Below are 26,365 nucleotides of genomic sequence, written 5' to 3' on the forward strand. Positions count from 1 at the left end.
TACTATTGTAATATTTAAATATTACAATAGTAAGTTTTAAAAATGGAATCAATTATTACCTAACAAATTGAAAGGAGGAAGTATAGGTACTATATTTATTTCTAGTACAAGTGAAAAGCTTAGATTTAAACTTTATAAAGAAGACTATAATACAGTAGTTAAAGCTATTTTGAAAGCTTATGATGAAAAAGAGCTGAGTTACAATCTGTTGATGTCATTGTAATTTTTAAAGATTTAAAAGGTGAGAAACCAGAAGTCGATTTTATCAACAGAAATATTGAAGCTCCTAGATTGGAGTATATTATAAATAATGTCTTCTATTTTAAGGATGGACTATAAATTTACATATGGGAGATGATATAAAGTATGAAAAGAAAAAAGAATTTTATTTGGATAGCTATCTTGTTAGTTGGTATAGTTATGGTAATGTATTACGTAGGAAAAAAACATAATGATATAAATCAAAAAACTGATAAGAATTATACAAAATCTGAATTAAATAAATCTGAAATTAAAAATAATGATAACAATAAAAAAGAAAGAGTTAATATAGTTAACTATAGTGATTCTTTTGAGGGTATTAGTGGAGGAGCTATTTTTTATAGTAGCAAAAATCAAGAATATAATATATATAATAAAGATTTAATTGAAACAAGAGCTTCACCTTGTTCTACCTTCAAAATAATTTCAACATTAATTGGTCTAGAAAAGGGGGTAATAACCTCAAAAGAATCAGTTATGGGGTATGATGGTACAAATTACCCAAATAAAAATTGGAATAAAAATCTTACTTTAGAAGAGGCATTTAAAGAATCTTGTGTCTGGTACTATAAAAAATTGATAAATAAGGTTGATTCTAAATCTGTCCAAAGTATTTTAGATGATTTAAAGTATGGGAATTGCGATATTAGTGAATGGGAAGGGGATTTAAAAAATGGAAAGGGACATTTAAATGGGTTTTGGTTAGAATCTTCATTACAAATATCTCCGAAAGAGCAAGTGCAAACAATGGCAAAAATATTTGAGGGAGATACAAGCTTTAAAAAAGAGCATATTAATATTTTAAAGGATATTATGAAAATAGATGTAAATGATAAAAACATAAATGTATATGGAAAAACTGGAACAGGATTTGATGGAAAAAATAAACGTGTAGATGCCTGGTTTGTAGGTATGCTAGAGAGCAAAGGTGATACTTATTATTTTGCTATTAAATCAGATGATTCCAATAAAGAAATTACAGGTCCAAACATAAAGGAAATTGCAATTAATATAATTAAGAAATATTATAGTACAATATAATAAACTTAATTTTATTTGCAAATATTAGTTACTTAGAGTCTGGAAATATTTATTAAATAATTTTAATAAATTGAATTTATATAGAGTAAAATTCCTGTAGTACATAAAATACTTGCTGTTGATTACTAAGTTAAATACTTATAGATATTAAAGTTAATATCTTTTAAAGACTATGCGATATATTAAAAGTATAAATAAAATATATTGCATAGTTTTTATTTTATATTATAATCTTAAATAATATGCAAAAACTAAACAAGATTTTAATAGTAATCGATATTTATATTTATGTCACTATAATGTCATTTTAGGTTGCTAAAATTTAACCATGAAGGAGATGATTATATATGGAAATATTAAAATGTGAAAATCTCACAAAAATATATGGTTCAAGTCAAACCAGAGTGACAGCTCTTAATAATGTAAATTTATCAGTTCAAAAAGGTGATTTTGTGTCCATTGTAGGAGCATCTGGTTCTGGTAAATCTACATTACTACATATGCTTGGGGGAGTAGATAGACCTACATCTGGAAAGATTTATGTTGAAGATACAGAAATATCAAGCTTAAAAGAAGAAGCTCTTGCAGTTTTTAGACGCAGAAAAGTGGGTCTTATTTATCAATTTTATAACCTTATACCTACTCTTGATGTTAGAAAAAATATATTATTACCCATGTTACTTGATAAAAGAAAGGTGGACGAGGATAGATTCTCTGAGATTGTATCCATACTGGGATTATCTGATAGATTAAATCATCTCCCAAGTCAACTTTCAGGTGGACAACAACAAAGGGTATCTATAGCTAGAAGTTTAATCTATAGACCAGCTATTTTATTAGCAGATGAGCCAACTGGTAATCTCGATAGAAAAAATTCAGAAGAAATTGTAGATTTGTTAAACTTATCAAATAAACGATTTAATCAGACAATACTTCTTATTACTCATGATGAGAAAATAGCACTAGAGGCAAATCGTATTGTAACTATGGAAGATGGAGTGATTGTCTCTGAAAAGGTGGTGAAGAGATGAATATTCTCCAAGAATACACCTTAGACTTTGTACGACGCAATAAACGTAGTAGTATAGCTATAATGTTAGCTATATTACTTACTACAACAATGATGTCTTCCTTGTGTGGACTGTTGTATACCATGTGGACTGATTTTATAAGACTTTCAATTGAGAAAGAAGGTAACTGGCATGGTGAATTGTTTGACGATACTTATGGAAGTGATTTACCATTAATTGAAAACTTTTCTTCAGTTGATGATGTAATGGTAAAAGGACAATGGTATGTAGGCAAAATTAATAATGACAAAAGAGATTATATAGTTTATAGAAATGCTACATCAGAGTATTGGAATTCTATGCCAGAAAAAGACACTATAATAGAGGGTCGTCGACCAAATAAAGCTAATGAAATTGCACTATCAAAACAATATTTTGAGAATAATCCAAGTGTAAAAATTGGTGATAAAATTACTCTCCCAATAGGAGATAGAATCCTAAATGGAAATCCTCTTGAACCCATAGCTCCAAAATCGAAAGGTGAAAGTTTTAAAAAGGTTTCAGAGGCTACGTTGACAGTAGTAGGAAAGATAGATGTTACTACTTCATCAGTAGTACCTGCATATACGGCTCTTGGTTATCTTGATAAAACAAGTATAAAACCTAATGATAGTATAACTGTGTACTTGCGATTTAAAAATATAAGAGACACATATAAGGAACTTCCAAAACTTGCTAAATCATTGGGGTGGAAGACCAATGAGTATGGAAAATACAATCTTAAATACAATAGTAATTATCTTTTAAAGATGTTAGTCTTTTCTCCAGAACAGAAAGCATCTATGAGTAGTATATCAAAATTTTCAACTCCTATTATGTATCTCACAATAGCAATTTTTACAGTAGCCGTGTTTGTAATGGTGATTTACAACGCATTTTCACTATCTGCAAATGCTAGACTTACTCAATTAGGGATATTATCTAGTGTTGGGGCATCGCCAAAACAGATTAAAAGGTCTGTAGTGTTTGAAGGTTTTTTATTGACTATTATACCGTTACCAATAGGTTTATTTTTAGGATGGTTATTGTGTAATAGGCTTGTAATCTATATTAATTCGGTTAATTATCATACTGATGCTCCAGAGGTGGTATTTACTTATGGTGTTCCTGCTTTTCTGCCAGCAGTTTTACTTACAATAGTAACAGTATGGATTTCTGCACTTATACCAGCACGAAAAGTATCAAAAATATCTCCTATAGAAGCAATACGACAAGGAGATAGTGTTAAAATTAAAAAGTCACATAGATATTCATTAGGAAAGATATTTGGAATAGAAGGAGAACTTGCATCAAACGCACTGCGTGCTCGTAAAAAATCTTATCGTACTGCAACAATATCCTTAACACTATCTTTTTTATTACTGACAGGCTTTTTGCATATAATTGCAAATCAAAAAGGGGCAGAAGCTGTTTATGGAAGTGACAATTATAAAGACCAAAGAGATATAGCAGTTTATTTAGAAAATAGTGAACCTGTAGAACCTGCTTTTATGGAAAAATTAGATAACACAGAAGGTGTAAAGAGCTCACTATATTATCTGAAAATGTCTGCTACTACTTGGCTGACTGAAAAAGATGCTTCAAAAGAACTTGCTGAAAAAGGAGGATTTAAAAGTATAGTTTCATCTAAAAAATACTCTCCTATAGAACGTGATGGCAAGTTTCGTATAATTTCAAATATAATTGGGCTTGATGATGAGAGTTTCACAGAATATTGCAGACAAATTTCTGTAGACCCAAAGTTATTTTATGATACAAAAAATCCAACTTCAATTGTATACAATAAGGAAGAAGATGTTAATCGTAGCACACGTAGAAATAAAGTATATATAGATTATTTAAATCTTTCAATAGAAGATAATATTAAATTAAATGAAAAAGTATATGATGAAGATAAAGGTGATTATACTTACAACATGAAAGTGGGAGCTATTACAAATACACTTCCTCAAATAATAGATACTAGCTCAAGATATACATTAATGCAAATAGTACCAATGTCTGTAGTGCAGGAAATATCTAAAAATTATGATGAAGTAGGTAGGTTACGTTCAAATAGGCTGATGGGATTATTTAAAGTAGATAATCGTGATGATATTCCTAGGGTAAGAGAAAAATTAGAGTCCATTTGTAATAAAGATTATGGGTCAGGAGACTATAGTATTGAGGATGTTTTAGAAGGTAAAAAACAAAATGCTAGTGGAAGAAAGACCATGAATTTAATAGTAGGCTTTATTACAGGTTTATTGGCTATGATTGGATTATCAAATGTACTTGCTACAGTGTCAGGAAATATTAGAAGTAGACGACAAGAGTTTGCTATGTTGCGTTCTGTTGGATTATCCCCAGATGGTATAAAAAAGATGCTTGTTTTGGAAGGTTTATTCTTAGGAATCACACCATTATTACTTAGTATTCCTGTGCAAATAGGAATAGTGTATACTTTTCTACGTATAAATGAAATATATTTTATAGAGTACTTACCATTTGCACCTATATCTACAATAATAGGTTTTACTATATCGATACTTTTTATTGTAATAGCATCATATATGACAGGATACAAGCAGTTGAAGAATGAAAATATAGTAGAATCTATAAAAAATGAAACAATATAAACAAAAACTATCTGAACTTATTTAAGGGTTTTAATTCAAGATTACTTACAAGTACAGGGATAGTTAAGTTGTTTATTTAATAAAATCTTAAATATAACTTAAATATAAATAGAGGTATATTACTAAAATAATAGATAATATAGAATATAGATATGGCTGGATTATAGGTATTTTACCTATAATCCAGTGTTTTATGTGTAAAACTTAATTATGAATCTTGCACCACCATTATGGCAATTTTCTGCATGTAGAGTACCATTTTGACGTTCTATAATAGACTTTGATAGAGCAAGTCCTATACCAATACTGTCCTTATTAGCGTTTTTACCACGATAAAATCTATTAAAAATATATGGGAGTTCTTCTTGAGAAAATCCTTTACCATTATCCTCTATAATAATCTCAACATATAAAGGATTTTGACTGTAATAAGCAACGATATGCCCACCATCTTCTATATGCTCACTGCAATTTTTGAAAATATTTAAAAGAGCTTCTAAGGTCCAATTAATATCAATCTCAAATTCTACTGAAGGAGAACCTTCAATAGCAAATGTCTGATGTTTTTCTCTTAAAGAACCTTCTATAGGCTCAATTGCATAAGTAAGAAGAGAATGTACATCTATAAGTTTGCTTTCAAATACTAAAGTACTTGCATCCAATTTTGATAAAGTAAGTAAAGATGAAACTAGTCTCTCAAGTCTTGATATTTGATTTGTAAGCCTGTTAATATAATCTATTTCTTCATCTGGACAATTTTCTGAAAGTAATTGTGCCATAAGTGACATAGAAGTAATTGGAGTCTTAAGTTGATGCGCAATATCTGCAAGGTTATCTGAAAGAGTTTGTCTTTCTTTTAAAGCAAATTCTTTTGAACAACGAAGTTCCCCAACTGTCTTATATATCTCATCTTCAAGATGAGAAAATTCATCTTCACATCGTAAAAGCACAGACTCTTTTCCTGAATTTACTTTTTCTAAGTATTGAGTAAGCTTGTTTATTCTACTCAGTTTTTGTCTATTTGCTCTATGTTTGATTATATATACAACTAGAGCCATTGTTGAAATTATACTAAACGATACTACTAGAAAGTAAAAAAAGTTTTTACTCCAAAATGTACTTTTAGAATATCCATGCTTTAATAAAATTTCATTTCCTGTATTAAAGTCATTATCACTAGAATTTTTCATGGATTTTAGTATACGTTCTGTAGATTTAGGATTGTACTCATATGATGTACCAAGAGCTTTAGACATCATCTTGTATTCATCAAAAGAAGTTACAGTTGTTAGAATTACACTTAATAAAACAGTTGCAGCTAAGCAGAATATTATAAAAACAACTGTATTGTTGATATTTCTTGGAGTTTTCACTAGCTATCCTCCATTCTATATCCTATGCCTCTTAATGTCTTTATACAAGGTGGATTTTTTAATTTTTCTCTAAGACGCTTTATTGTAACTGTAAGAGTGTTGTCATTTACGAAATTACCATCTACGTCCCAGAGCATTTCTAGTAATTTTGTACGAGTCATAGCTCTATTTTTATTTTCCATCAGACTTAGAAGAAGCCTATATTCTCCTGCTGTCAAAGGTACTTCAACATTATCTAAATATGCTTTGACTTCAACTTTATTCAAGCTTATATTTCCACATGTAATAGTATCGTTAGTATTAGAATGAGTTCGTCTAAGAACTGCATTAATTCTAGACTGAAGCACTGAAAGTAAAAATGGTTTAACCACATAGTCATCTGCACCCATATCTAATCCACGGATAATATCTTTTTCATCATCACGGACTGTCAAAAATATCACTGGAGTGTTTTCTATACTTTTAACGTATTGGCAAAAGTCATATCCAATACCATCAGGTAGATTTAAGTCAAGTAGAATTAAATCAATAGTTTTATCAAAATTTTTTTTAGCCTCAGCAATCGTATTATAACAACATACTGTGTGATTTTTCTTTTCAAGGGAAGTCTTTATCCCAAATGTAATTGTATCATCATCTTCTAGAAGAAGTATTTTAGCCATTTACTTTTAGTCCTTTCGTTAATTTAGTTATTTCATTAATTTAAATTATTAATTTTATATTTAATATTTTTTATATTATAGATAGAAAAAATTATCATTTAAGTATATAAACTTTAATTTATAAACTTAAGTCTATGCCCTAAGTGAATCTATAAAAAGAGCAAGTATTGTTTCAATAAATTTTTCCTCGTCTATATTAAAATTGTTTAGGTATGATTTTCCTGTTACAGATAATAAATTAAAAAATCCTGTAAGTGTAAATATTGATGAATACATAAGAGTAGGTATGTCAATATCATTCCTAATACTTCCATCATTTTTTCCAATTTCAAACATTTCTTGTATTTCATCAAACATAAATTTATTAAAAGAAAAAAACTTTTCTTTAAATGATATCTCAGTATATGAGTTTTTAGATTTTACAACCCCAATCATTCCCATAAGTGACAGTAGAGAGGGTTCTACACAGTAAAATTTATGAAAAGCAAAGTATGAAAATTTTATTTTTTCAAACCCTGTTTTACCTTTTGCACTTTCTATTTTAACACTATGCCAAAGTTTTTTATATCCTCTTAAAATGACAGCAAAGAATAAATCTTCTTTACATGAGAAATACTTATATATGGTACGTTTAGTGTATTCAACTTCCTTTGCTAATTCATTCATAACTGTATTATCAAATCCATTAAGACAAAATAATTTTTCTGCTTTATCAATAATCTCATTTTCTCTTTGTATTTTTTCTTTATCTCTTTTTGATAATTCTGACATATAAATTATTCCTTTCTATTAATAATAAAGTATACCGATGGTATACTTGTGTAATTATAATATATTTGTATACAATTAGTATACTTTAATAAAAAATAAAATTAATATTAGGTATTATAACTTCACTAATTAATTATATAGGCAAAATACCAAATAGGGGGAATTTATTTATGAAAATAAAAGAAAATGTATTAATGTTAGACAGTACTCGTGGCTTAAATTGTTTTATTGTTTTTCCAGTAATAATCATAGTGCTATTAGGATATTTGACATCAAAGTCCTATGGGGAAGAATTTACATCATATAATTATTATACTATTGTTACAATACCATTTTGTGTTCTTATGGGAATCATTAGTGTTTCATATGTGGCACAAGATGAAAAAATTTCTAACACATCATATCGTTATATGATTTCTCCTATTTCAATAGCAGATTTAGTTCTTTCAAAACTTTTCTCTTGTACAATAGTACTTTCGATATGCAATTTGATAACTTTAGTGGTGTTAAGAGGAATTTTTCATATGAGTTTTGGTGGAAAATTTTTAGCTGTTATTTTTCTTTTAATGTGTGAATCTATTGCAGTAGTATCTATAGGTTTGTTTTTGGGTCTTGTTTGCAAAAATTTAGATATGTTACGTAATATCATTAATATACCAATAGTTATTTTTGGTTACACTTTTGTTTCCTATAATTATAGTAATTCTGGGAGTACTGGCAAATTATATAAGTAAACCATCTTTTAATATTGGTATTTTAGATGAGTACAAAAATGAACGAGTTCTAAAGGAATCTGAAAAAAGAACTAATGAAAATACAATAATGGCTTTAGAAAATACTCAGGGGATTAATACAGAAATTGCAGACCTCAAAACAATTAAAACTGATATTATAACAGGAAGTATTCAGCTGTTATATATTTTAATAAGAATGACCTTAAGTTATATTCTATAAAAGATAAAAATACGAATGATGCATTAAAGTATTTAATAGAAACATATAAAAAAGAGCCAACTCCTATAGATATAAGTAAATTACAAGAAAATACCTTAGGAGTTTTACAAAGAATAATTGCATTTATCGTATTATAGTAATAGTTTTAGCCTTGTTAGCTATGAAATTTACTCAAAGAGGTAGATATTCAAGAAATAGTAATTATTAAATAAGATAGAAAATAGATGATGTAATTAAAATAAATCAAGAGATAAAATTATCTAGTGTAAAAAAATGCTGTGAGAATTCTTTTTTTATTTTATCATTATTATTTAAGTCTCTTATCTAGAAAAACCAACTAATGTATATTAAAATGATATGTAGGGAGTGGAAAAAATGAGATTAGAATCGTTAGTTAATCAAAATTATAATAATTTAAATGAAAATGATAAAATTATTATTAAACAAATATTGATTTTTCAAAGAGAATATCGCAATTTTTCGTGTGAAAAAATTGCAAATGAATGTAATGTTTCTAGAGCAACTTTATTAAGGCTTTGTAGAAAAATTGGATTAAACTCATTCTCTGATTTAAAATATTTACTTAAAAATAATCAACTAGAATTTGTTAATAATGATAATAATTTTCATGATGTTTGTGAGAATTATCGACTATTAATGAATGAATTACAAAAAATATCATTTCAAGATATTTGTAAAATAATATACAATGCAGAAACAATTTATATTTATGGGACAGGTAACGAACAGAAAAGTTTAGCTCAAGAAATAAAAAGAATATTTCTTTCAGTAAATAAATGTGTTATTGATTTGTTTGATATAGGTGAAATTGAGTTTATGAGAGAAGCATTTCAAAAAAGTGATTTGTTTATTATCATTTCTTTATCTGGAGAAACGAAAGCAGGAATTGAAATTGTAAAATTTATCAACAATCATATACATACGATTTCTTTAACTAGGCTTGATAATAATACAATTGCGACACTTTGTGAATATAATCTGTATGTGGCAACGCAAAAACTCAATACATTGCAAACTATATCTTATGAAGTCGTAGGCGCATTTTATGCTCTATTAGATTTGCTTTATATGAATTACATAGAGTATAGAAGGAGAAAAGTATGAAAATAGAAGAACTTTTGAATAAATATTATAATTCATTTACAGCAAATGATAAGTATATTTGTGAGTGCATTATTAATCATAAAGAAGATTGTATTAAACTTTCTATAGATGAATTTGCAGACAAATATCATATATCTACAAGTACACTTTCTCGTTTTGCTCAAAAACTACAATTACCTGGGTATAGTGAATTAAGAGTTATTATACGATTAAATGAAACAGAAACAGAATATAAAAATCAAAGTAAACAACAATTAATGAATTGTTATAATAAGGTTATAGATGATATAGAAAAGAAGGATTGTTCGATTATGTTCGAAAGAATGAAAAAGGCAAATCGTATAATCGTTTTTGGAGAAGGTTATTCTCAAGAAAGAGTTGCTAAAGAGATGAAAAGAATTTTCTTACCAACAGGAAAGATTATGTATGATGTTTATGGTTATGATATGATTCAGGCACTTAATCATTTTATAAAAACAGATGATATGATTTTCTTTATCTCATTAAATGGAGATGCTTCTACAATTATTGATTTTGCTAAAGAAATGAGAATGAAAGGAATTTATATGGTTTCCATTACAAAAATGATAAGTAATCCTTTGGCAAGATTATGTGATGAAAATTTATATATTCAATCTATATCTATTTCTGTAGATAAACAACTGGAGTACGATGTAACAACACCTTATTTTATTTTAATTGAACTGCTTTATATTAAATACAAGATGTATTTAGAAAGTGAACATATTCCCACGAAATGAAAAATTGTGCTAAAAATGAACATATTTTTTAAAGGATATCAAAATATTGATATCTTTTTTTTTGAATGATATTATGGTTTTGATAGCAAGAAAGGAAGATGAAATTGTATAAATTATTAATACTTGATATAGATGGTACGCTTAGAGATGAGGTATATGGAATTCCAGAATCTGCAAAGCATGCTATACGCTTATGTCAAAAGAATCATTGCAATGTTGTTATTTGTACTGGAAGAAGTATGGGTACAATACAAGACGATGTTCTATCATTAGGGGTTGATGGATATATAACAGGAGGAGGTAATTACATTCAATATCATGGTGAATTACTTTATAATCAATCTTTTAATCAAAAATTGATAAAGGAAGTAGTTTGTTTGTTAAAAAAGAGAGGAGTTGCTTTTTCTATTGAGAGTCAGGAAAAAGTTTTCATGAATCAAAAAGCTAAGGAAATATTTGAAACAATGAATCAGTTGAAAGGAACTAATTCTTGTATAAATAAACAGCACATCCAAGAAAAGATAACATATGAAAATAACATTGAAGAGTATGAATCACAAGATATACATAAAATTTGTTTATGGTCAAATGAAAAGGTGTTTGATGAAGTAAAAGATATATTGCAAGACAAAATGGAATTAGCACAAATGGATATTTATAGTCAATACTATGAAATTATTCAAAAAGATTTTCATAAAGGAAAAGCAATTCAAAGGTTACAAGAAAGATTAGGAATAACTCAAAAAGAAACTATATGTTTTGGCGATGGTCAAAATGATGTTGTCATGTTTCAAGTATCGGATATTATAATTGCAATGCAAAATAGTCATCAACAACTCAAAGATATAGCAACATCCATATGTGAAGATATATTCGATAATGGCATTTATAAAGAGTTAAAAAGAAGAAATATAATATAAAAAGGAGTAATTTATGGAAAAGAAATGGTGGCAAAAAGAAATCGTTTATCAAATTTATCCAAGAAGCTTTCAAGATAGTAATAATGATGGAATTGGAGATTTACAGGGAATTATTTCTCGTTTAGATTATTTAAAAGATTTAGGCATTACATCATTGTGGTTATGTCCAATTTTTAAATCACCTATGGATGATAATGGATACGATATTAGCGATTATTTGGATATTGCAAGTGAATTTGGAAGTATGGAAGATTTTAAAGAGTTAATTAAAGAAAGTAAAGATAGAGGAATTAAGATTATATTAGATTTAGTTCTCAATCATACAAGTGATGAACATCCTTGGTTTCAAGAAGCATTAAAAAATCCAAAAAGTCCTTATTATGATTATTATATTTTTAAAAAAGGAAACGATTTACCAAATAACTGGAGGTCTGTCTTTGGAGGAAGTGTCTGGGAAAAAGTAGAGAATAGAGACGAATATTATTTTCATTCTTTTGGAAAAAAACAACCAGACCTTAATTGGGAAAATCCAATATTAAGAAGTGAACTTTACAAAATGATTAATACTTGGTCTCAAATGGGAGTCGCAGGATTTAGAGTTGATGCTATTACGTTCATCAAAAAGAATTTAAATTTCCAAAGCTTAGAAAGTGATGGTGTTGATGGTCTTGTTAAATGTACAAAAACAGTTAGAAATCAGCCTGGAATAGAAAAAATGCTTTATGAATTAAAAGAAAATACATTTAAAAAATATGATTGTATGACTGTTGCTGAAGCAGCAGGTATTAGTTATGACCAACTAGATGAATTTATTGGAGAAGATGGTTTCTTTTCAATGGTCTTTGACTTTAAACATGCTGATTTAGATGTTGCTTCTGGTAGTGAATGGTTTAAAAGAATTCCATGGACAATCGCAGATTTAAGAAAATATATTTTAGATAGTCAAATGTATGTTCAGGAATATGGGTGGGCAGCTAATTTTATTGAAAATCATGACCAACCAAGAGCTACAACAAAATATCTTTTGCGATATGAAAGAAACAATGATGCAGTAAAAATGTTGGGAGCAATGTATTTCTTTTTGCGAGGAACACCATTTATTTATCAGGGACAAGAATTAGGAATGACAAATTTTAAAAGAAATACTATAAATGATTTTAATGATTTATCTAGTATTGACCAATACTATCGTTCAATAAAGGAAGGATACTCAGAAGAAGAAGCGTTAGAATTTGTGAATTTAAGAAGTCGAGATAATGCAAGAACGCCGTTCCCATGGACTGATAAAGAAAATGCAGGTTTTTCAGATACAACACCATGGTTAAAGGTTATTGAAAATTATCAAGACATTAATGCACAGAATCAAATTAACAATCCAGAAAGTATTTTAGAATTTTATAAAAAGATGATAAAGTTGAGACAAAATAGTGAGTATTCTGATTGTTTGATTTATGGATTAATAGAACCTATTGAGATAGAAAGTGATAATGTTATTGCGTATAGAAGAAAATTAGATTCGGTAGTTATTGATTGTTATTATAATTTTTCTGATAAACCTGTGGAAATAAAAACAGAAGAAAAATATGATATTATATTCCAAAACTTAGATGATATAAATCTATTAAATAAAACAGTGAGTTTGAAACCATTTCATGCAGTATTATTGAAAGTGAGGTAGAAAAATGGATAAATATAATAAAATAGCAAATGAGCTTATTGAAATTATTGGTGAAGATAATATTATTTCTATTACACATTGTGCAACAAGATTAAGAGTGATGGTTAAAGATAGGGAAATTATTAATGATAAGAAAGTGGAAAAGATTGATGAAGTTAAAGGCGTTTTCTTTACTTCTGGACAGTATCAAATTATTTTAGGAACAGGAATTGTCAATAAAGTTTATGCAGAAGTTGAAAAGATGGGATTAAAAACCTTATCAAAAAAAGAACAAGATGAAGTGGTTAAAAATAATGAAACTGGATTTAAGAAAGTTATGAGAACTCTAGCAGATATATTTGTTCCTATTATTCCAGTTATTGCAGCAACAGGATTATTCTTAGGGTTAAAGGGTTGTTTATTTAATGATAATGTACTTGGATTATTTGGAATGTCTTCTGCAAATATTCCAGTGTATATTCAAACACTTGTTTCGGTTCTTACAGAAACAGCATTTGCCTTTTTACCAGCAATTATTGTATGGTCGGCATTTAAAGTATTTGGAGGAACACCTGTTATTGGGCTTGTTATTGGACTTATGTTAGTTTCTCCAATACTTCCTAATGCATATTCTGTTGCTGACCCATCAAATGAAGTTGAAGCAATTATGGCATTTGGATTTATTCCTATTGTAGGTTGTCAAGGAAGTGTTTTAACAGCTATTGTTACAGCATTTATTGGAGCTAATCTTGAAAAATGGTTCCGTAAACATATGCCTAATGTCTTAGACCTTATTTTTACACCATTTTTTGTTATGCTAATAACAATGTTAGTTATTTTGTTAGGTGTAGGGCCTATCATGCATACAATAGAATTAAAAATGGTTGATATTATCAGTTTATTGATTGGTTTACCTTTAGGAATTGGCGGATTTATTATTGGATTTACATATCCACTAGCTGTTATTACCGGTTTACATCATACTTATGTAATGATTGAAACATCATTATTAGCAAATACAGGATTTAATGCTCTTATTACTCTTTGTGCAATGTATGGATTTGCGAATGTTGGTACATGTTTAGCATTTATGAAAAAATCTAGAAATAATCAAGTTAAACAAACTGCAATTGGAGCAATGTTATCTCAACTTTTTGGTATAAGTGAGCCTGTTTTATTCGGAATTCAGCTTCGATATAATTTAAAGCCTTTGATTATTATGTGTGCATCTTCAGGTTTGGGAGCAGCAATATTATCAATTTTACATATTCAATCTAACTCATATGGATTAGCGGTTTTACCTTCTTATTTAATGTATATCTATGATGGATATAATTTAATCACATATTTGTTAGTATCAATATTTGTAGTTGTATTCTGCTTTATTGCAACATGTTTGTTTGGAGTACCTCAAGAAGCTATAGATGAAGATGAAGACGAAGAATTAGTGTTTGATGAAAACTTTGTGTCTCCAGCTCAAGGGAAAATTGTTGCATTAGAAAATGTACCAGATGAAACTTTTTCTAAAAAAATGTTAGGTGATGGCTTTGCTATTGATATTATAGATGGAAAAATTGTTGCACCTATTTCAGGTAAATTAGAAACAGTATTTCCAAGTGGACATGCATTTGGAATTAAAGGAACTCATGAAGAAGTATTAATTCATGTTGGAATTGATACAGTTGCATTAAATGGAGATGGTTTTGATGTTTTTGTTAAACAAGGAGATATGGTTAAACAGGGAGATGTTCTTGTTAATGCTGATTTAAAGAGAATTCATGAATTAGGAAAGTCTACTTTTACAATGGTATTGTTTACAGATGGTAAGAAGGTAAATATTTTGGATATAAATAAGGAAGTAGAAATAGGTGAAAAAATATGTATTGAGTAGTAGGTGACATGCAATGATGACAAAAGAAGATTATAAAAAGCAATTCAATATTTTTCAAAGCATGAGAAATAATGTAAAAAAAGATAAAAATCGTTTGCATTATCATCTTATGCCTCCTATTGGATGGTTAAATGACCCCAATGGATTATGTCAAAAAGATGGGATATATCATATTTATTATCAATATTCACCATTTGATGGTCAAGGTGGAGTTAAATTGTGGGGACATTATACTTCCAAAGATATGATTACATTTAAAGAGGAAGAACCTTTTTTATTTCCTGATACAATGATAGATAAAGAAGGGGTATATAGTGGCTCCGCTTTTGTAGAGGACAATACAATCTATTATTTTTATACAGGAAATGTCAAACTAATTGATAAAAAAGATTATGATTATATTCATGAAGGAAGAGAACAAAATACGATTTGTTGTAAAAGTCAAGATGGCTTCTTTATAAGTGAAAAGAAACTCATCATGTCAAATGAACAATACCCAACAAATATGTCAAAACATGTTAGAGATCCAAAAATATTTAAAAAAGACAATGATTATTATATGGTCTTAGGTGCTAGAACGAGTGATGACCAAGGATGTGTATTACTTTATAAAAGTCAAGATTTAAAGAACTTTCAATATTACAATACTATAAAAACACCCACGAAATTTGGATATATGTGGGAATGTCCAGATTTGTTTGAATTAGATGGACACTTATTTTTAGTTGTATGTCCTCAAGGACTTGAACAAAATGGGTACAATTATGAAAATATTTATCAATGTGGATATTTTGAAGTTAACTATGATTTTTATAGAAATACTTATACATTGAGTGAATTTAAGGAGTTAGACCATGGATTTGATATTTATGCACCACAAAGTTTTGTTGATGAAAAAGGAAGACGTATACAGTATGGCTGGATGGGTATTCCTGATGCTGATTATCATAATCAACCTACACTTAATTATGATTGGCAACATGCATTAACAATACCAAAAGTGATTATTTATAAAGATAACCAACTTTTTCAACAGCCTATAGAAGAGATGAAACTATTAAGGGAAAAAGAATATCAGATACAAATCAATGAATTTAATAAATTAAATATACAAGAAATAAGTTTTGAAATGAATATTAAGTTTGACTACTCAGAAGATTTTAATATTCAATTAAGAGAAGATGTCCATTTAAAATATCAAAATCAAATTTTAACATTATCATTAGGGTCAAGTGGATGTGGAAGAAATAAAAGGCATCTTGCTATATCTTATATTTTATCTTTAACTATTTATAGTGATACATCTTCATTAGAAATATTTATTAATGAAGGTCAGGAAGTCATGACAACACGTGTATATAGCTTAACAAAACAACAGCCACAGTTTATAACAAAACATAAAGGAAAGATATCTTTTTATAGTCTAAATGGATATAAAATAATATAAAAAAATAAATCCCAAGTTCAAAAGAGCTTGGGATTCTTGTATAATAATTGTATGCTAAAATAGAATACTATACAAATTGATTAGACTGTTTATGATTATAATTATCAATCTATTAAGATAAGTAAAAAAGAGCTCTCTCAGAATAAGTTTAATTTGATAGCTCCTTTTATATTGCATAAATTTTTAGTATAGCCATATCTTAGTATCAAAGCACATTTTCTGTATGTCATCAATAAAGCAACTTACATGGTATCCATCAGTAGTTGAATGATGCACTGTGATAGAAAGAGGAAGAAGTATTTTTTCATCTTTTTGATGAGAAAGTTTTATTATCATCATGGAAAATCGCATAAAATGGTGTTAATGTGTTCCAATATCCAAGTTCATCTTCATCATATGCGATTTTTAGCTCTTTATATCGATTTAAGCAAGTCGTTATTACATATAAATACGCTGGATAAAATTTAATATTTCTTTTTTTTGTTTCCTTAAGCAAATTAGTAATATCTATTTCTATAGTCAAATCAAATCCTACATTTGTCATTTTTGAAAAATAGTAAAAATGTGTATATCGTTCCCAATTTTGTAAATCAATTTTGTGGAATTCTTGTTTATTCATATAAAATCACCATATCCTTTATAATATTTATTTGATTATCAATGTCTTCATTTGTAAGTTTCAAAACGGAAGCAGATGTTTTCATGCTATCAAATAAGAACATTATGTGTATTGCAACTGCTTTAGAATCACATTTTTTAAATTCATCTTTATATTGTCCATAATCTATTAAATTTGAAAGCATTGTGATAGCTGAACTGTATCTTTTATCCATATAATCATGTTGGTCTTTTTCTACAAAAGCAAATTCGTGTATTACAAAGTCAAATCCACAATATTTTCCATTTATGTCGTTTTGTCAAGTTAAAGTTATCTACTATAAAATGATTAGACAATATTTTCTAAATAATCTGTAAAAATTATTTATGATGACTTACTTCAGGTTGTTGAAAGTCCTAATGGGAGAGGTCATAGTACTAAGATTAAAGGAATTAGTATTGCTGGTAAAACTGTTACAGCAGAAATTAAAGCATCAAAAGATGATGTTACAGGTGCAATACAGAGAAGTCTCTTTTTCATTGTTGAAGTGATGAAAATATATTTTATTTTGTACAAAAAATTAAATAGTGGCAACAATTGAGGATGTGAGGGAGAGTTGCCACTATTTGTATAGGGTATTATATTATGTTTTTAAGCTAGTTTTACTATCTTCTATGTTTATATATTAAACCTTGTATATGAATTTAATCGATAATTAATATGAAAATTATATGAATTTTTTAGAATATATAGTAAATATATTAGGGGTTATAGATTTTTTTGTCATTTAATATAGATAATGTTATCTTAGATGCTGAACTACCATTAGAATAATCTTTACTCTGAATATTTGTAGCAAAGAGGTAAGTATTTTCATTTTTTTCTACATAACCTATAAACCAACCATTTACATCTTTTCCATTTATATTAGCAGTGCCTGTTTTACCAGAAAGTGATACCCCATCCTTTTTTGATATTAACAATGAATCTTTTACAGTTTCTATATTTTTATCTTCAAATTTAAACTTATTTGTATAAAAACTTTCAAGTAATTTTACCTGTTCCATGGGTGAGATTTTTAGTGAAGATTCTAGCCAAAAGTTTGATACACCACCTGAAACATCATAATTACCATATCCAATTTTTTTAAGGTAAGTTTGTATGCTTTTTATACCTGTTTTTTTATCTATATCCTGAAAATACCAGTTTACAGAGTTTTCCATAGCAGAAAATAAGTCTTGACCTACATTCCAAGAACTATTAGAATGATGTTTACCATCCCAAGGAATATATGAATTATTTCTTGTTATTATCCCATTTTCTAATCCTAACAAAGCATTATAAATTTTATAAGTAGAATTTGGAGAAATTCTTGTTTTACTTTTTTCTTCATTGTAAATATGATATTGCTTAGATTTTAAATCATACATAACAAAACTTCCATCAAAACCTTTAAAGTACTGACTTAAGTCTTCATACACAGTTTGGTTATTTGTAGGTCTATATTTTTCATTGACATCTGCCATAATAGATAGTGCTGGGCTATTTCCAAATACAACTAAAGCTAGCAATGTAAAAATTAAAATACTTTTGAATTTTAAAGTTTTTGATTCAGTATGAAAATCCATTATCTTTAATAATCGTTTTTTTATTTGTTTTTTTGACCCACCAATATCTGATGTAAGTGTGAGATTAGATTGCCTTGAAATATTATCTACAAAGTTTATTAGCGTTTGTCCATATTCTATATAATTGTCTTTATCAAGTTTTTTTAAAACTGAAATATCACATGCAATTTCACGGTCTATTCGAATTTCGTTAAGTGCATGCCACACAAGAGGATTAAACCAATATAATATTTGAAAAAAGCACATTATATAATTCACCAGTACATCTCTATTTTTAAAATGTTGCAATTCGTGAAGTAAAATATATTTTATATCTTTTAAAGATAATTTAGATATAGATTTATCTGGTAATATAATGTATGGCTTAAAGTATCCAAATGTAATAGGTGTATTTATAATGGGTGATTTACATAGTATAAAATCCTTATTTATGCAAATATCTTTTTTACATTGTTCAAATATTAAAACTATCTCTTAATCTTTTAAAAGTTGTGACGATTTTTTTATATTTACTATTTTAAAATTGCAATGGGTAGTAATAACTATCATAATTAAAATTCCAATTATCCATAATGTTAGTAATAAAATATTAAAACTATCAAAGTTAGATTGGTTTAGAGATACTGAAAAATCATTTAATGCATTTGAGTTATTGATTATAGAATTTGAGTTATTTTTTATTATAGAAGTATTAGCATTACTGTTTTCAATTTGATTAAAAGCATACAGATAGTTAAAAAGATTAATATATTTAAGGGGGATAAATGGAATTATTAACATTATAAGCAATATAAATCCAATATTGTATTGATATTTTGCAGAAATATGTTTTTTAAATACTTTTTTTGTAAGTAAAATTACAACAATTAATACTGATAAGGTCAATGTACTGAGTAAAAATCGGATAGAAAATGGGGCATACATATTTACTTATCCTCCTTAGTCGTCCTTTTATTTAAGATTTCTCTCAACTCCTCAATATCATCTTCAGATAGTTTATTATTTTCTAAAAAGTTTAGTACCATAGAATTAAGAGTACCATTATAAAAACGATTTAAAAAAGAACGGCTTTCTGTAGCTACATATTCTTCCTCTTTAACAAGTGGAGTATAAACGAATACCCTACTATTTTTTTCATACGTTAAAGCTCCCTTTTTAACTAATCTCAACAACATTGTTTGAATTGTTTTAGGACTCCATGTGCTTGTTTTTGCTAGTTTTTCAATTACTTCAGTAGTGCTAATAGGAGCATATTGCCAAATAATCTTCATAACTTGATATTCTGCTTCCGAAATTTGTGGTAGTTTTTTCATACTATACCTCCTTATACTTACATTTGTAATATATAAAGTATATTATCATTAATTTAGTTTGTCAATTCTTAAAAATAGTTCATTTGTACTTATTCAAATAATCTTATCTAGTTAAATAGAATTTTTAATTAAGTTGTATATACTTTAAACCAAATATATGGTTTATATTGACAGTAGGAAATATAGTTGATATACTGATTATTGATATAACAACTAAAATGGAGGTAAAATGAAAGATTTTGAGAAACTATATGAAGCTACAATTAAGTTAGTAAGTACTTCATTGAAAGTAAAAGATGACTTAAAAAAGATGTTTAAACAAAATGGATATGATATAACAACTGATCATTATGCGTTATTAAGATTTCTATGGGAACAAGATGGAATTTCTCAGATAGATTTATGTGAAAAATCATGTAAGGATAAATCTAACACGACAAGAATCTTAGATGTTATGAAAAATAAAGGATTGATTGTGCGTAAAGTTGATGTTAAAGATAGACGTAAGTTTCAAATATTTTTAACAGATTTAGGGAGAGAATTAGAAGAACCATTAAATGAAATTGCAAGTATATATGCAACAGAGACATTTAAATCTATCTCTGATGAAGAATTGCCTTTGTTTACTGAGATTTTAGATAGAATTGGAAAGTAAATATAAATCCTATTTTAAGAGATTTTTTAACTATTGATGATGCAGAAAGAGGGATAAGAATGAATTCTAAGATTTATTATTTTTCTGGAACAGGGAATTCGCTAGTAGTTTCAAAGATTTTAAAAGAAATGTTAAATGGAAGTAAAGAAGTTATACCTTTAGCTATACATAGAAAAGAAAACAATATAGATATAAATGAAGATATATTGATAATTGTTTTTCCCGTTTATTTTGCTAATGCTCCTGATATAGTAAAATCTTTTATAGAAAAATTAAATTTTAATAGTAAGACTAATATATATGCTATTGCCACTTGTAATGGGGTGGCTGGACATAGTTTATTTACTATAGATAAATTACTTAAGAAAAAGGGTAAAAAGTTATCTGCTGGTTTTTTAATTAATATGCCTGGAAATGCTTTGATAACACCTCCAGATGTTGAAGAAGAAAGATTGAGAAATCAAACTAATAGAGTAGATGAGATTGCAAAATGTATCAATAACTTGGAGGTTGGAAATATAGAGGGAAAAAACAATTTAAAGTCACATATAGAAAGTGTTGTACTTCGCTTAGTAGGCAAGAATATGCAAATTGCAACTACTAAATTTTTTGCAGAAAATAAATGTAATGGATGTGGGACATGCAAAAGGGTTTGTCCTGTAGAGAATATAAGTATAGTTGATAAAAAGCCAAAGTGGGGTAGTGAGTGTGAAAGATGCCTAGCTTGTTTTCACTGGTGTCCAAAAGAGGCTATTAATGTAAAAAAATCATTCCTAACAGATAGAAAGAAGTATCATCATCCAGATGTTACTGTGAAAGATATATTTTTAGATAAATAGATATATTTAAATTATATTAATAATTGTTTTATTAAATAAAAACTTTAGAGTTAAAAAAAGAAATATAAAGTAATATTATAAAGACCCGTAATGTTACCTATACTAAATGAAGTAGATATTAAAAATAACAATATAAATATATAGTTATGTTAATAATATATAGTTACATTAATATAAAAATAAAAGTGCCTCATAAATAGAAGTTTTGAGGCACTTATTATTTGTTTAAATTAATATTTATCATTTTGTAATCTCAACCATTTATAATCTCAATCATTTTTTTTATATCCTCTGATGCCATTTCAAATTTTGATTTTTCAATCAATATGTTTCCGCCAGTCATAATATATGAAGGAAACACTCTTAAATTATCATAATAAAGTTCACTGTTACGAAGTTTATATGTTGATATAGAAGGGATAGCATTCTTTTTTGTGTGCTTTTTAGTAATCATATTAAAAGATTTTTTTGCAACATCTCCCATTAACATTACTACTTCTAGGTTTCTAAATAATTTAATTTCTTCTTCTAAAATAGGCATATGTAATTTAATTGTGTCGCGAGTTATTGTATATTCTAATTTAGGAAGTTTTACTGCGTTAGTTATATAGATACCCATATCTAGGATATCATTTATATTAGATACTTCTATACCTGCATTGTTGAATAATGGAAGAGTAGTTTTTAAATAGTCAGCATCTTTATCTACACTATAAAAATCGTCGTTAGGGTTAGTTGGTACAACTTCATTAATCATTATAGTCTTTATTTTGTCTGTATCTATTGTTATATTAGGAATATATGATATTATTTTGTTGTCATCAAAAATATTATTCTGTTTAATAAATTCATTTAATGTTGATTTTATATTTATTTTCATATAACGAATCTCCTTAGTTTTAAGATTTAAATACTATAAAAAAGTAATTCTAAAGCATACAATTTTGAAAATATAATAATATATTTGAAAGTATAATAACATATAAAACATGACAACAGAATGTCATGTTTTATTAATAATCTATTTCAATTTAGAATTTATTAAAGCTTCTGCCTATTCATAATCGTCTTTATGAACATAAAGTACTCATAAGAGAAATCTTCTTTTTGCCCTAAATTGCCAAGAATTATTTCATTAAAAAAGGGTCTTAAAGCTGATTTTAGAGATTCTTTACTAAATCCTATACCATTATCTTCAATTACAAAGGTAAGGAGTTCTTGTTCAAGATATATAAGTATGGATACATTATGTTTCGCATATCTAAAAGCATTCGATATTATATTTTCAACGACTCTAAGAATGATATTTTTATCAAATAATAGATTCATATTATTTATTTGGCTTTTAAGTGTAAAAGATTTTCCTTCTTGTTTAGCAATGATAGATATATTTTTATCTAAGTTTTCTATAAACTTGTTTATATTTGATATAGATTTTGAAACAACTAAATCTTCTAATCGTTGAGCATTACTCATATTTTCTACATAGTATTCAATTCTGTCAATATGTTCAGACATAAGTTGTGTGGTTGATAAAATCTTTTCATCACTGAGTTTGCCTGTTGGTATGTATTTTGTCAAATAATTTGAGTAACCTTTTAGAACTGTTAGAGGATTTCTCAAATCATGAGAAAAAGCAGCATTAAGCTGTTTTCTATCGTTAATCATAGTCCATATCTTTATGTTGTTTTTATTTAGTTCAAACCTCATTTTTTCAAAAGCATTACATAGATTACCTAATTCATCATTATTCTTATATTCTAAACAAAAGTCTAAATTGTTGTTGGATATTTCCGTTGCACCTTTATTGAGTATTTCTATAGGTGTTTTTAGTTTGATTTGACTTTCTTTGTTCGCGTCTTAAATGGGCAGATACTCTAGCTCCAAGTTCGTCTAAATCAAAAGGTTTTAAAATGTAATCATCAGCACCAGCACGAAAACCATTTATCTTGTCAGCATTTTCAATTCTAGCTGTAAGAAATAGAATAGGGCATGATACATAATCTCTAATTCTATTGCAAACTTCAATTCCATCTATTTCCGGCATATTTATATCAAGTAAAATAATATCTGGGTTTTTAGATATTTTTTTTAATGCATTTTTTCCATTTTACCCAAACCAAGATAGTCACTTCTCTATTGATGATATCTTTATAGAATGTGGTATTTGTTCAAAAGTATGTCCTGTAGATAATATCAATATTGAAGAAGGTAGACCAAGATTTTTACATAATTGCGAACATTGTCTGGCATGTGTGCATTGGTGTCCTAAACAAGCAATTCAATGGAAAGATGTGACTAAAAATAGAAAGAGATACCATAATCCCAATGTAAAGTTAGAAGACATGATAAGTAAAAAAAGTAAGGGTATTTAATAAAAACCCCATAAATGTCTTAAATACTTAATTTATGGGTTTTTGTTATGTTTTATTTCAAAGTGTTAAGTTCATATAAATCTGTTCTTCTGTGTTTAAGAAGTGGTAACTGTTGTCTTATGTCAGGAATCAAATCTCTATCAATATTAGCATAAATAATACATTCTTTTTCATCAGCTTGAGCAATGATTTTTCCCCAAGGGTCTGAGATTCTTGAATTGCCAAAAGCTATGTAGGAAGCATCCGTATTTCTAGCAGGTGCAGCACCAACATAGAATATCTGATTATCTAAAGCACGCATTCTTATAGATAACTCCCAATGAGCAGGACCAGTAGTCATATTAAATGCAGCAGGTAAGATAACGATTTCAGCGCCTTTAAGAGCCATTAAACGTGATAATTCAGGGAAACGAATATCATAACAAATAGCTATACCAACTTTTCCATATTCAGTATCTATTACAGTGACATCATTTCCAGCTGTAAGAGTATCTGATTCTTTAAAGCTAACCTTTCCTGTAACTTCAATGTCAAATAAGTGCATTTTACGGTGTTTTCCAATTAGAGTTCCATTTTTATCAAATACATAGCAAGTATTATAGATTTTTCCATCTTCTAACTCAGGAATACTACCAGAAACTAGATAAATTCCATGTTTCTCAGCTAACTTACTCAATACTATTGTTGTTTCACCTGGATATTCTTCAGCAAATTTAGGAAAATATTGATTTTCATATGGGCAGTTAAACATTTCTGGCAAAACTACAATTTTAGCTCCTTTGGTGGCAGCTTCTGTTACCATATCTACAGCATGATTAATATTTTCGGTTTTATTTTCTGTAGTCATCATCTGACAAACTGCAATTTTATAGGAATTCATAGAAATTACTCCTTTCAATATTTTTATGTTATTATAACATATTAAATAAAAATTAGATATTGTTAGATTTCCCTAAATAGGTATGAAGAGAGTCTGATAAACATATTAAAAAAGTAAATAAATATTCTTATGACTATGGAATGTATCCATATATTGACTTTCTCTATATATATTGATAGTATTATATATAAAATAGAATAATTAATAGAGTTTTATAGGGTTCCGCAATTATTAATGATTGGTCTGGTCCAAGATAAAACCCACAACATAGTTTTTGTTGTGAACACGGAAGGATAAAAACCTGGGAGATATTTTATAATATTTCTCAGGTTATTTTATTGGTAAAAAAAGAAATATATTTGAAAAGAGGGATTATTTTATGAAATGGTTATTTTTATTTATTGCAGGTTTATTTGAAGTATTTTGGGCTTTTCAACTAAAAAACTCACATGGATTTTCTAAATTGACTCCAAGTATACTTACTATTGTTGGAATGATTGTAAGTTTTTATTTTTTATCATTAGCACTTAAACATCTTCCACTTGGAACTTCGTATGCAATATGGACTGGAATTGGCACAGTTGGTACAGCTATTGTAGGAATGGCTATCTTAAATGAGCCTATCAGTATGGCTAGAATTACGTGTATAGGCTTTATTGTGGTGGGGATTGTAGGATTAAAGTTACTATCTACTAATTAGAGTATATTAATTTAAATAAGCTATGAAATTAAAGGCGAGAAAATGTTTTAAATAATCAACATTTAAAAAGTCTTTACTTCATAGCTTATCTTATTTATAAGTTTATTGTATTTGAAAATTATATGTATATATTATTTAGCTAATAAAATAGCAGTTAAATCCATAGGGTCAACTATTACACCGTCTTTATAAACACGCATATTTCCAGATGCTATTTCATCTATTAAGATTACTTCATTATTGTAGAATCCAAATTCAAATTTGATATCATAAAGCTCAAGACCTTTTTCAGCTATAGTTTCACGAACTATGTTAGAAATTTTTTGAGTCATGTTCTTCATTGAATCAAATTGAGCTTGAGTCATAATATTTAAAGCTTCTAAACCTTCAGATGTTATAAGTGGGTCACAACGGTCATCATCTTTTAAAGTTGCTTCTACATAACAATCTAGTTTAGCTCCTTCTTCAACACATGAACCATAACGACGTAAGAAACTACCAACAGCTCTATAACGACAAATAACTTCTAAGCCATTACCAAAAACTTTTGCTGGTAGAACTTCCATAGTTGCTTCTTCTAAATTAGCACTTACATAATGAGTTTTAATTCCAGCATTGTTTAGAATTTCAAAGAACTTAACAGATGTCTCTAAATTAGCTCTACCAATTCCATCTATACTTAGACCTACACTATTTTCGCCTGGGTCAAATACACCATCTTTGCCAGTTACGTCGTCTTTAAATTTAAGTAAGTAATTTCCATTATCTAATTCAAAAACATCTTTAGTCTTTCCTTGATACACTTTTTTCATAAACAACCTCCAAA

General features: G+C 27.7%; 26 protein-coding genes, 3 pseudogenes and 1 riboswitch. Of the genes and pseudogenes, 15 read left to right on the top strand and 14 right to left on the bottom strand.

The features are described 5' to 3' along the window. Positions 1 to 67: 67 nt before the first annotated feature. The 4 genes from KGF39_RS00560 (at position 68) to KGF39_RS00575 (ending at position 4,990) form a co-directional block, all read left to right on the top strand. A complete protein-coding gene (locus tag KGF39_RS00560; protein WP_227820782.1) occupies positions 68 to 223 on the top strand; it encodes a hypothetical protein in 156 nt (51 codons plus the stop codon). A gap of 143 nt (positions 224 to 366) precedes the next feature. Then, entirely contained in the window at positions 367 to 1,302 is a 936-nt protein-coding gene (blaCDD, locus tag KGF39_RS00565) for a CDD family class D beta-lactamase (protein WP_227820783.1), read from the top strand. Positions 1,303 to 1,649: 347 nt separating this feature from the next. Next, complete coding sequence (locus KGF39_RS00570) at positions 1,650 to 2,333, top strand: ABC transporter ATP-binding protein (protein WP_227820784.1); 684 nt, start codon at positions 1,650 to 1,652, stop codon at positions 2,331 to 2,333. Further along, positions 2,330 to 4,990: an FtsX-like permease family protein gene (locus KGF39_RS00575; RefSeq protein WP_227820785.1), complete on the top strand. Its 2,661-nt coding sequence runs from the start codon at positions 2,330 to 2,332 to the stop codon at positions 4,988 to 4,990. The genes KGF39_RS00570 and KGF39_RS00575 overlap by 4 nt, the downstream gene beginning before the upstream one ends. 191 nt (positions 4,991 to 5,181) lie before the next feature. Here KGF39_RS00575 and KGF39_RS00580 read toward each other — a convergent pair whose 3' ends face one another. The 3 genes from KGF39_RS00580 to KGF39_RS00590 form a co-directional block, all read right to left on the bottom strand. Beyond that, complete coding sequence (locus KGF39_RS00580) at positions 5,182 to 6,363, bottom strand: sensor histidine kinase (protein ID WP_227820786.1); 1,182 nt, start codon at positions 6,361 to 6,363, stop codon at positions 5,182 to 5,184. Next, positions 6,363 to 7,025 (bottom strand): response regulator transcription factor, encoded by a 663-nt coding sequence (locus tag KGF39_RS00585; RefSeq protein ID WP_054272412.1) that lies wholly within the window; start codon positions 7,023 to 7,025, stop codon positions 6,363 to 6,365. Before KGF39_RS00585 ends, KGF39_RS00580 begins: the two co-directional genes overlap by 1 nt. Positions 7,026 to 7,157: 132 nt before the next feature. Further along, positions 7,158 to 7,796, bottom strand: coding sequence for a TetR/AcrR family transcriptional regulator (locus KGF39_RS00590; protein ID WP_227820787.1), 639 nt, complete (start codon positions 7,794 to 7,796; stop codon positions 7,158 to 7,160). Positions 7,797 to 7,966: 170 nt separating this feature from the next. On the opposite strand from KGF39_RS00590, the gene KGF39_RS00595 reads away from it, so the two are divergent. The 7 genes from KGF39_RS00595 to KGF39_RS00625 all read left to right on the top strand — a co-directional run bounded on the left by KGF39_RS00595 (position 7,967) and on the right by KGF39_RS00625 (position 16,551). Next, positions 7,967 to 8,530: an ABC transporter permease gene (locus tag KGF39_RS00595; protein WP_227820788.1), complete on the top strand. Its 564-nt coding sequence runs from the start codon at positions 7,967 to 7,969 to the stop codon at positions 8,528 to 8,530. Positions 8,531 to 9,125: 595 nt separating this feature from the next. Next, on the top strand, positions 9,126 to 9,875 hold the full coding sequence (locus KGF39_RS00600) for a MurR/RpiR family transcriptional regulator (RefSeq protein ID WP_227820789.1): 750 nt from the start codon (positions 9,126 to 9,128) through the stop codon (positions 9,873 to 9,875). Next, the gene (locus KGF39_RS00605; RefSeq protein ID WP_227820790.1) at positions 9,872 to 10,636 is read left to right on the top strand and encodes a MurR/RpiR family transcriptional regulator; all 765 of its coding nucleotides are present in this window, start codon (positions 9,872 to 9,874) and stop codon (positions 10,634 to 10,636) included. Before KGF39_RS00600 ends, KGF39_RS00605 begins: the two co-directional genes overlap by 4 nt. A gap of 98 nt (positions 10,637 to 10,734) precedes the next feature. Beyond that, on the top strand, positions 10,735 to 11,556 hold the full coding sequence (locus KGF39_RS00610; RefSeq protein WP_227820791.1) for a Cof-type HAD-IIB family hydrolase: 822 nt from the start codon (positions 10,735 to 10,737) through the stop codon (positions 11,554 to 11,556). A gap of 13 nt (positions 11,557 to 11,569) precedes the next feature. Continuing rightward, positions 11,570 to 13,234, top strand: coding sequence for an alpha-glucosidase (locus tag KGF39_RS00615; RefSeq protein ID WP_227820792.1), 1,665 nt, complete (start codon positions 11,570 to 11,572; stop codon positions 13,232 to 13,234). Positions 13,235 to 13,238: 4 nt separating this feature from the next. Then, positions 13,239 to 15,104 carry a PTS beta-glucoside transporter subunit IIBCA gene (locus KGF39_RS00620; protein ID WP_227820793.1) on the top strand — a complete coding sequence of 622 codons (1,866 nt, stop codon included), beginning with the start codon at positions 13,239 to 13,241 and terminating at the stop codon, positions 15,102 to 15,104. Positions 15,105 to 15,117: 13 nt separating this feature from the next. Next, positions 15,118 to 16,551, top strand: a complete 1,434-nt coding sequence (locus tag KGF39_RS00625) for a glycoside hydrolase family 32 protein (RefSeq protein ID WP_227820794.1) — start codon at positions 15,118 to 15,120, stop codon at positions 16,549 to 16,551. 183 nt (positions 16,552 to 16,734) lie between these two features. Here the strand turns inward: KGF39_RS00625 and KGF39_RS20135 are convergent, their stop codons facing one another. The 5 genes and pseudogenes from KGF39_RS20135 to KGF39_RS00650 form a co-directional block, all read right to left on the bottom strand. Next, on the bottom strand, positions 16,735 to 16,902 hold the full coding sequence (locus tag KGF39_RS20135; RefSeq protein WP_413927057.1) for a CatA-like O-acetyltransferase: 168 nt from the start codon (positions 16,900 to 16,902) through the stop codon (positions 16,735 to 16,737). Continuing rightward, positions 16,856 to 17,170 (bottom strand): CatA-like O-acetyltransferase, encoded by a 315-nt coding sequence (locus tag KGF39_RS00635; RefSeq protein ID WP_227820795.1) that lies wholly within the window; start codon positions 17,168 to 17,170, stop codon positions 16,856 to 16,858. The genes KGF39_RS20135 and KGF39_RS00635 overlap by 47 nt, the downstream gene beginning before the upstream one ends. After that, positions 17,163 to 17,459, bottom strand: coding sequence for a hypothetical protein (locus tag KGF39_RS00640; RefSeq protein WP_227820861.1), 297 nt, complete (start codon positions 17,457 to 17,459; stop codon positions 17,163 to 17,165). The genes KGF39_RS00635 and KGF39_RS00640 overlap by 8 nt, the downstream gene beginning before the upstream one ends. 451 nt (positions 17,460 to 17,910) lie before the next feature. After that, positions 17,911 to 19,701, bottom strand: a pseudogene (locus KGF39_RS00645) (BlaR1 family beta-lactam sensor/signal transducer). Between the two features lie 2 nt (positions 19,702 to 19,703). Next, the gene (locus tag KGF39_RS00650) at positions 19,704 to 20,090 is read right to left on the bottom strand and encodes a BlaI/MecI/CopY family transcriptional regulator (RefSeq protein ID WP_227820796.1); all 387 of its coding nucleotides are present in this window, start codon (positions 20,088 to 20,090) and stop codon (positions 19,704 to 19,706) included. A gap of 229 nt (positions 20,091 to 20,319) precedes the next feature. Here KGF39_RS00650 and KGF39_RS00655 point away from each other — a divergent pair, with 229 nt between their 5' ends. Next, positions 20,320 to 20,745, top strand: coding sequence for a MarR family transcriptional regulator (locus KGF39_RS00655; protein ID WP_079739905.1), 426 nt, complete (start codon positions 20,320 to 20,322; stop codon positions 20,743 to 20,745). A gap of 59 nt (positions 20,746 to 20,804) precedes the next feature. Then, positions 20,805 to 21,584 carry an EFR1 family ferrodoxin gene (locus KGF39_RS00660; RefSeq protein ID WP_227820797.1) on the top strand — a complete coding sequence of 260 codons (780 nt, stop codon included), beginning with the start codon at positions 20,805 to 20,807 and terminating at the stop codon, positions 21,582 to 21,584. Between the two features lie 253 nt (positions 21,585 to 21,837). Here KGF39_RS00660 and KGF39_RS00665 read toward each other — a convergent pair whose 3' ends face one another. The 4 genes and pseudogenes from KGF39_RS00665 to KGF39_RS00675 all read right to left on the bottom strand — a co-directional run. Continuing rightward, a complete protein-coding gene (locus KGF39_RS00665) occupies positions 21,838 to 22,464 on the bottom strand; it encodes a uracil-DNA glycosylase family protein (protein ID WP_227820798.1) in 627 nt (208 codons plus the stop codon). Positions 22,465 to 22,625: 161 nt separating this feature from the next. Next, a complete protein-coding gene (locus KGF39_RS00670) occupies positions 22,626 to 23,294 on the bottom strand; it encodes a sensor histidine kinase (protein WP_227820799.1) in 669 nt (222 codons plus the stop codon). 42 nt (positions 23,295 to 23,336) lie between these two features. After that, positions 23,337 to 23,423, bottom strand: a pseudogene (locus KGF39_RS20140) (hypothetical protein); the annotation flags it as partial. Beyond that, a pseudogene (locus KGF39_RS00675) lies at positions 23,398 to 23,694 on the bottom strand (response regulator transcription factor); the annotation flags it as partial. The pseudogenes KGF39_RS00675 and KGF39_RS20140, both read right to left, overlap by 26 nt. Between KGF39_RS00675 and KGF39_RS00680 the strand changes: the two are divergent. Then, entirely contained in the window at positions 23,600 to 23,959 is a 360-nt protein-coding gene (locus KGF39_RS00680) for an EFR1 family ferrodoxin (RefSeq protein ID WP_227820800.1), read from the top strand. The pseudogene KGF39_RS00675 and the gene KGF39_RS00680 overlap by 95 nt on opposite strands. A 52-nt stretch (positions 23,960 to 24,011) precedes the next feature. Here KGF39_RS00680 and KGF39_RS00685 read toward each other — a convergent pair whose 3' ends face one another. Next, positions 24,012 to 24,839, bottom strand: coding sequence for a carbon-nitrogen hydrolase family protein (locus tag KGF39_RS00685; protein WP_227820801.1), 828 nt, complete (start codon positions 24,837 to 24,839; stop codon positions 24,012 to 24,014). 203 nt (positions 24,840 to 25,042) lie between these two features. Beyond that, positions 25,043 to 25,149: riboswitch (guanidine-I (ykkC/yxkD leader) on the top strand. A gap of 69 nt (positions 25,150 to 25,218) precedes the next feature. Here KGF39_RS00685 and sugE point away from each other — a divergent pair. Continuing rightward, positions 25,219 to 25,539 (top strand): quaternary ammonium compound efflux SMR transporter SugE, encoded by a 321-nt coding sequence (gene sugE / locus KGF39_RS00690; RefSeq protein ID WP_054272443.1) that lies wholly within the window; start codon positions 25,219 to 25,221, stop codon positions 25,537 to 25,539. 131 nt (positions 25,540 to 25,670) lie between these two features. Here sugE and KGF39_RS00695 read toward each other — a convergent pair whose 3' ends face one another. Beyond that, the gene (locus tag KGF39_RS00695) at positions 25,671 to 26,351 is read right to left on the bottom strand and encodes a phosphoribosylaminoimidazolesuccinocarboxamide synthase (RefSeq protein WP_227820802.1); all 681 of its coding nucleotides are present in this window, start codon (positions 26,349 to 26,351) and stop codon (positions 25,671 to 25,673) included. Between the last annotated feature and the right edge of the window lie 14 nt (positions 26,352 to 26,365).

Origin of the sequence: Clostridioides sp. ZZV14-6345, from assembly GCF_020657775.1 — a bacterium.
Taxonomy (GTDB): domain Bacteria; phylum Bacillota; class Clostridia; order Peptostreptococcales; family Peptostreptococcaceae; genus Clostridioides; species Clostridioides difficile_D.

Bases quoted from the DNA above. Each gene is read 5' to 3' on its own strand.
- blaCDD (WP_227820783.1), top strand. From the start codon at position 367: ATGAAAAGAAAAAAGAATTTTATTTGGATAGCTATCTTGTTAGTTGGT.
- KGF39_RS00570 (WP_227820784.1), top strand. From the start codon at position 1,650: ATGGAAATATTAAAATGTGAAAATCTCACAAAAATATATGGTTCAAGT.
- KGF39_RS00575 (WP_227820785.1), top strand. From the start codon at position 2,330: ATGAATATTCTCCAAGAATACACCTTAGACTTTGTACGACGCAATAAA.
- KGF39_RS00585 (WP_054272412.1), bottom strand. From the start codon at position 7,025: ATGGCTAAAATACTTCTTCTAGAAGATGATGATACAATTACATTTGGG.
- KGF39_RS00590 (WP_227820787.1), bottom strand. From the start codon at position 7,796: ATGTCAGAATTATCAAAAAGAGATAAAGAAAAAATACAAAGAGAAAAT.
- KGF39_RS00595 (WP_227820788.1), top strand. From the start codon at position 7,967: ATGAAAATAAAAGAAAATGTATTAATGTTAGACAGTACTCGTGGCTTA.
- KGF39_RS00600 (WP_227820789.1), top strand. From the start codon at position 9,126: ATGAGATTAGAATCGTTAGTTAATCAAAATTATAATAATTTAAATGAA.
- KGF39_RS00605 (WP_227820790.1), top strand. From the start codon at position 9,872: ATGAAAATAGAAGAACTTTTGAATAAATATTATAATTCATTTACAGCA.
- KGF39_RS00610 (WP_227820791.1), top strand. From the start codon at position 10,735: ATGAAATTGTATAAATTATTAATACTTGATATAGATGGTACGCTTAGA.
- KGF39_RS00615 (WP_227820792.1), top strand. From the start codon at position 11,570: ATGGAAAAGAAATGGTGGCAAAAAGAAATCGTTTATCAAATTTATCCA.
- KGF39_RS00620 (WP_227820793.1), top strand. From the start codon at position 13,239: ATGGATAAATATAATAAAATAGCAAATGAGCTTATTGAAATTATTGGT.
- KGF39_RS00625 (WP_227820794.1), top strand. From the start codon at position 15,118: ATGATGACAAAAGAAGATTATAAAAAGCAATTCAATATTTTTCAAAGC.
- KGF39_RS20135 (WP_413927057.1), bottom strand. From the start codon at position 16,902: ATGCGATTTTCCATGATGATAATAAAACTTTCTCATCAAAAAGATGAA.
- KGF39_RS00635 (WP_227820795.1), bottom strand. From the start codon at position 17,170: ATGAATAAACAAGAATTCCACAAAATTGATTTACAAAATTGGGAACGA.
- KGF39_RS00650 (WP_227820796.1), bottom strand. From the start codon at position 20,090: ATGAAAAAACTACCACAAATTTCGGAAGCAGAATATCAAGTTATGAAG.
- KGF39_RS00655 (WP_079739905.1), top strand. From the start codon at position 20,320: ATGAAAGATTTTGAGAAACTATATGAAGCTACAATTAAGTTAGTAAGT.
- KGF39_RS00660 (WP_227820797.1), top strand. From the start codon at position 20,805: ATGAATTCTAAGATTTATTATTTTTCTGGAACAGGGAATTCGCTAGTA.
- KGF39_RS00665 (WP_227820798.1), bottom strand. From the start codon at position 22,464: ATGAAAATAAATATAAAATCAACATTAAATGAATTTATTAAACAGAAT.
- KGF39_RS00670 (WP_227820799.1), bottom strand. From the start codon at position 23,294: ATGAGGTTTGAACTAAATAAAAACAACATAAAGATATGGACTATGATT.
- KGF39_RS00685 (WP_227820801.1), bottom strand. From the start codon at position 24,839: ATGAATTCCTATAAAATTGCAGTTTGTCAGATGATGACTACAGAAAAT.
- sugE (WP_054272443.1), top strand. From the start codon at position 25,219: ATGAAATGGTTATTTTTATTTATTGCAGGTTTATTTGAAGTATTTTGG.
- KGF39_RS00695 (WP_227820802.1), bottom strand. From the start codon at position 26,351: ATGAAAAAAGTGTATCAAGGAAAGACTAAAGATGTTTTTGAATTAGAT.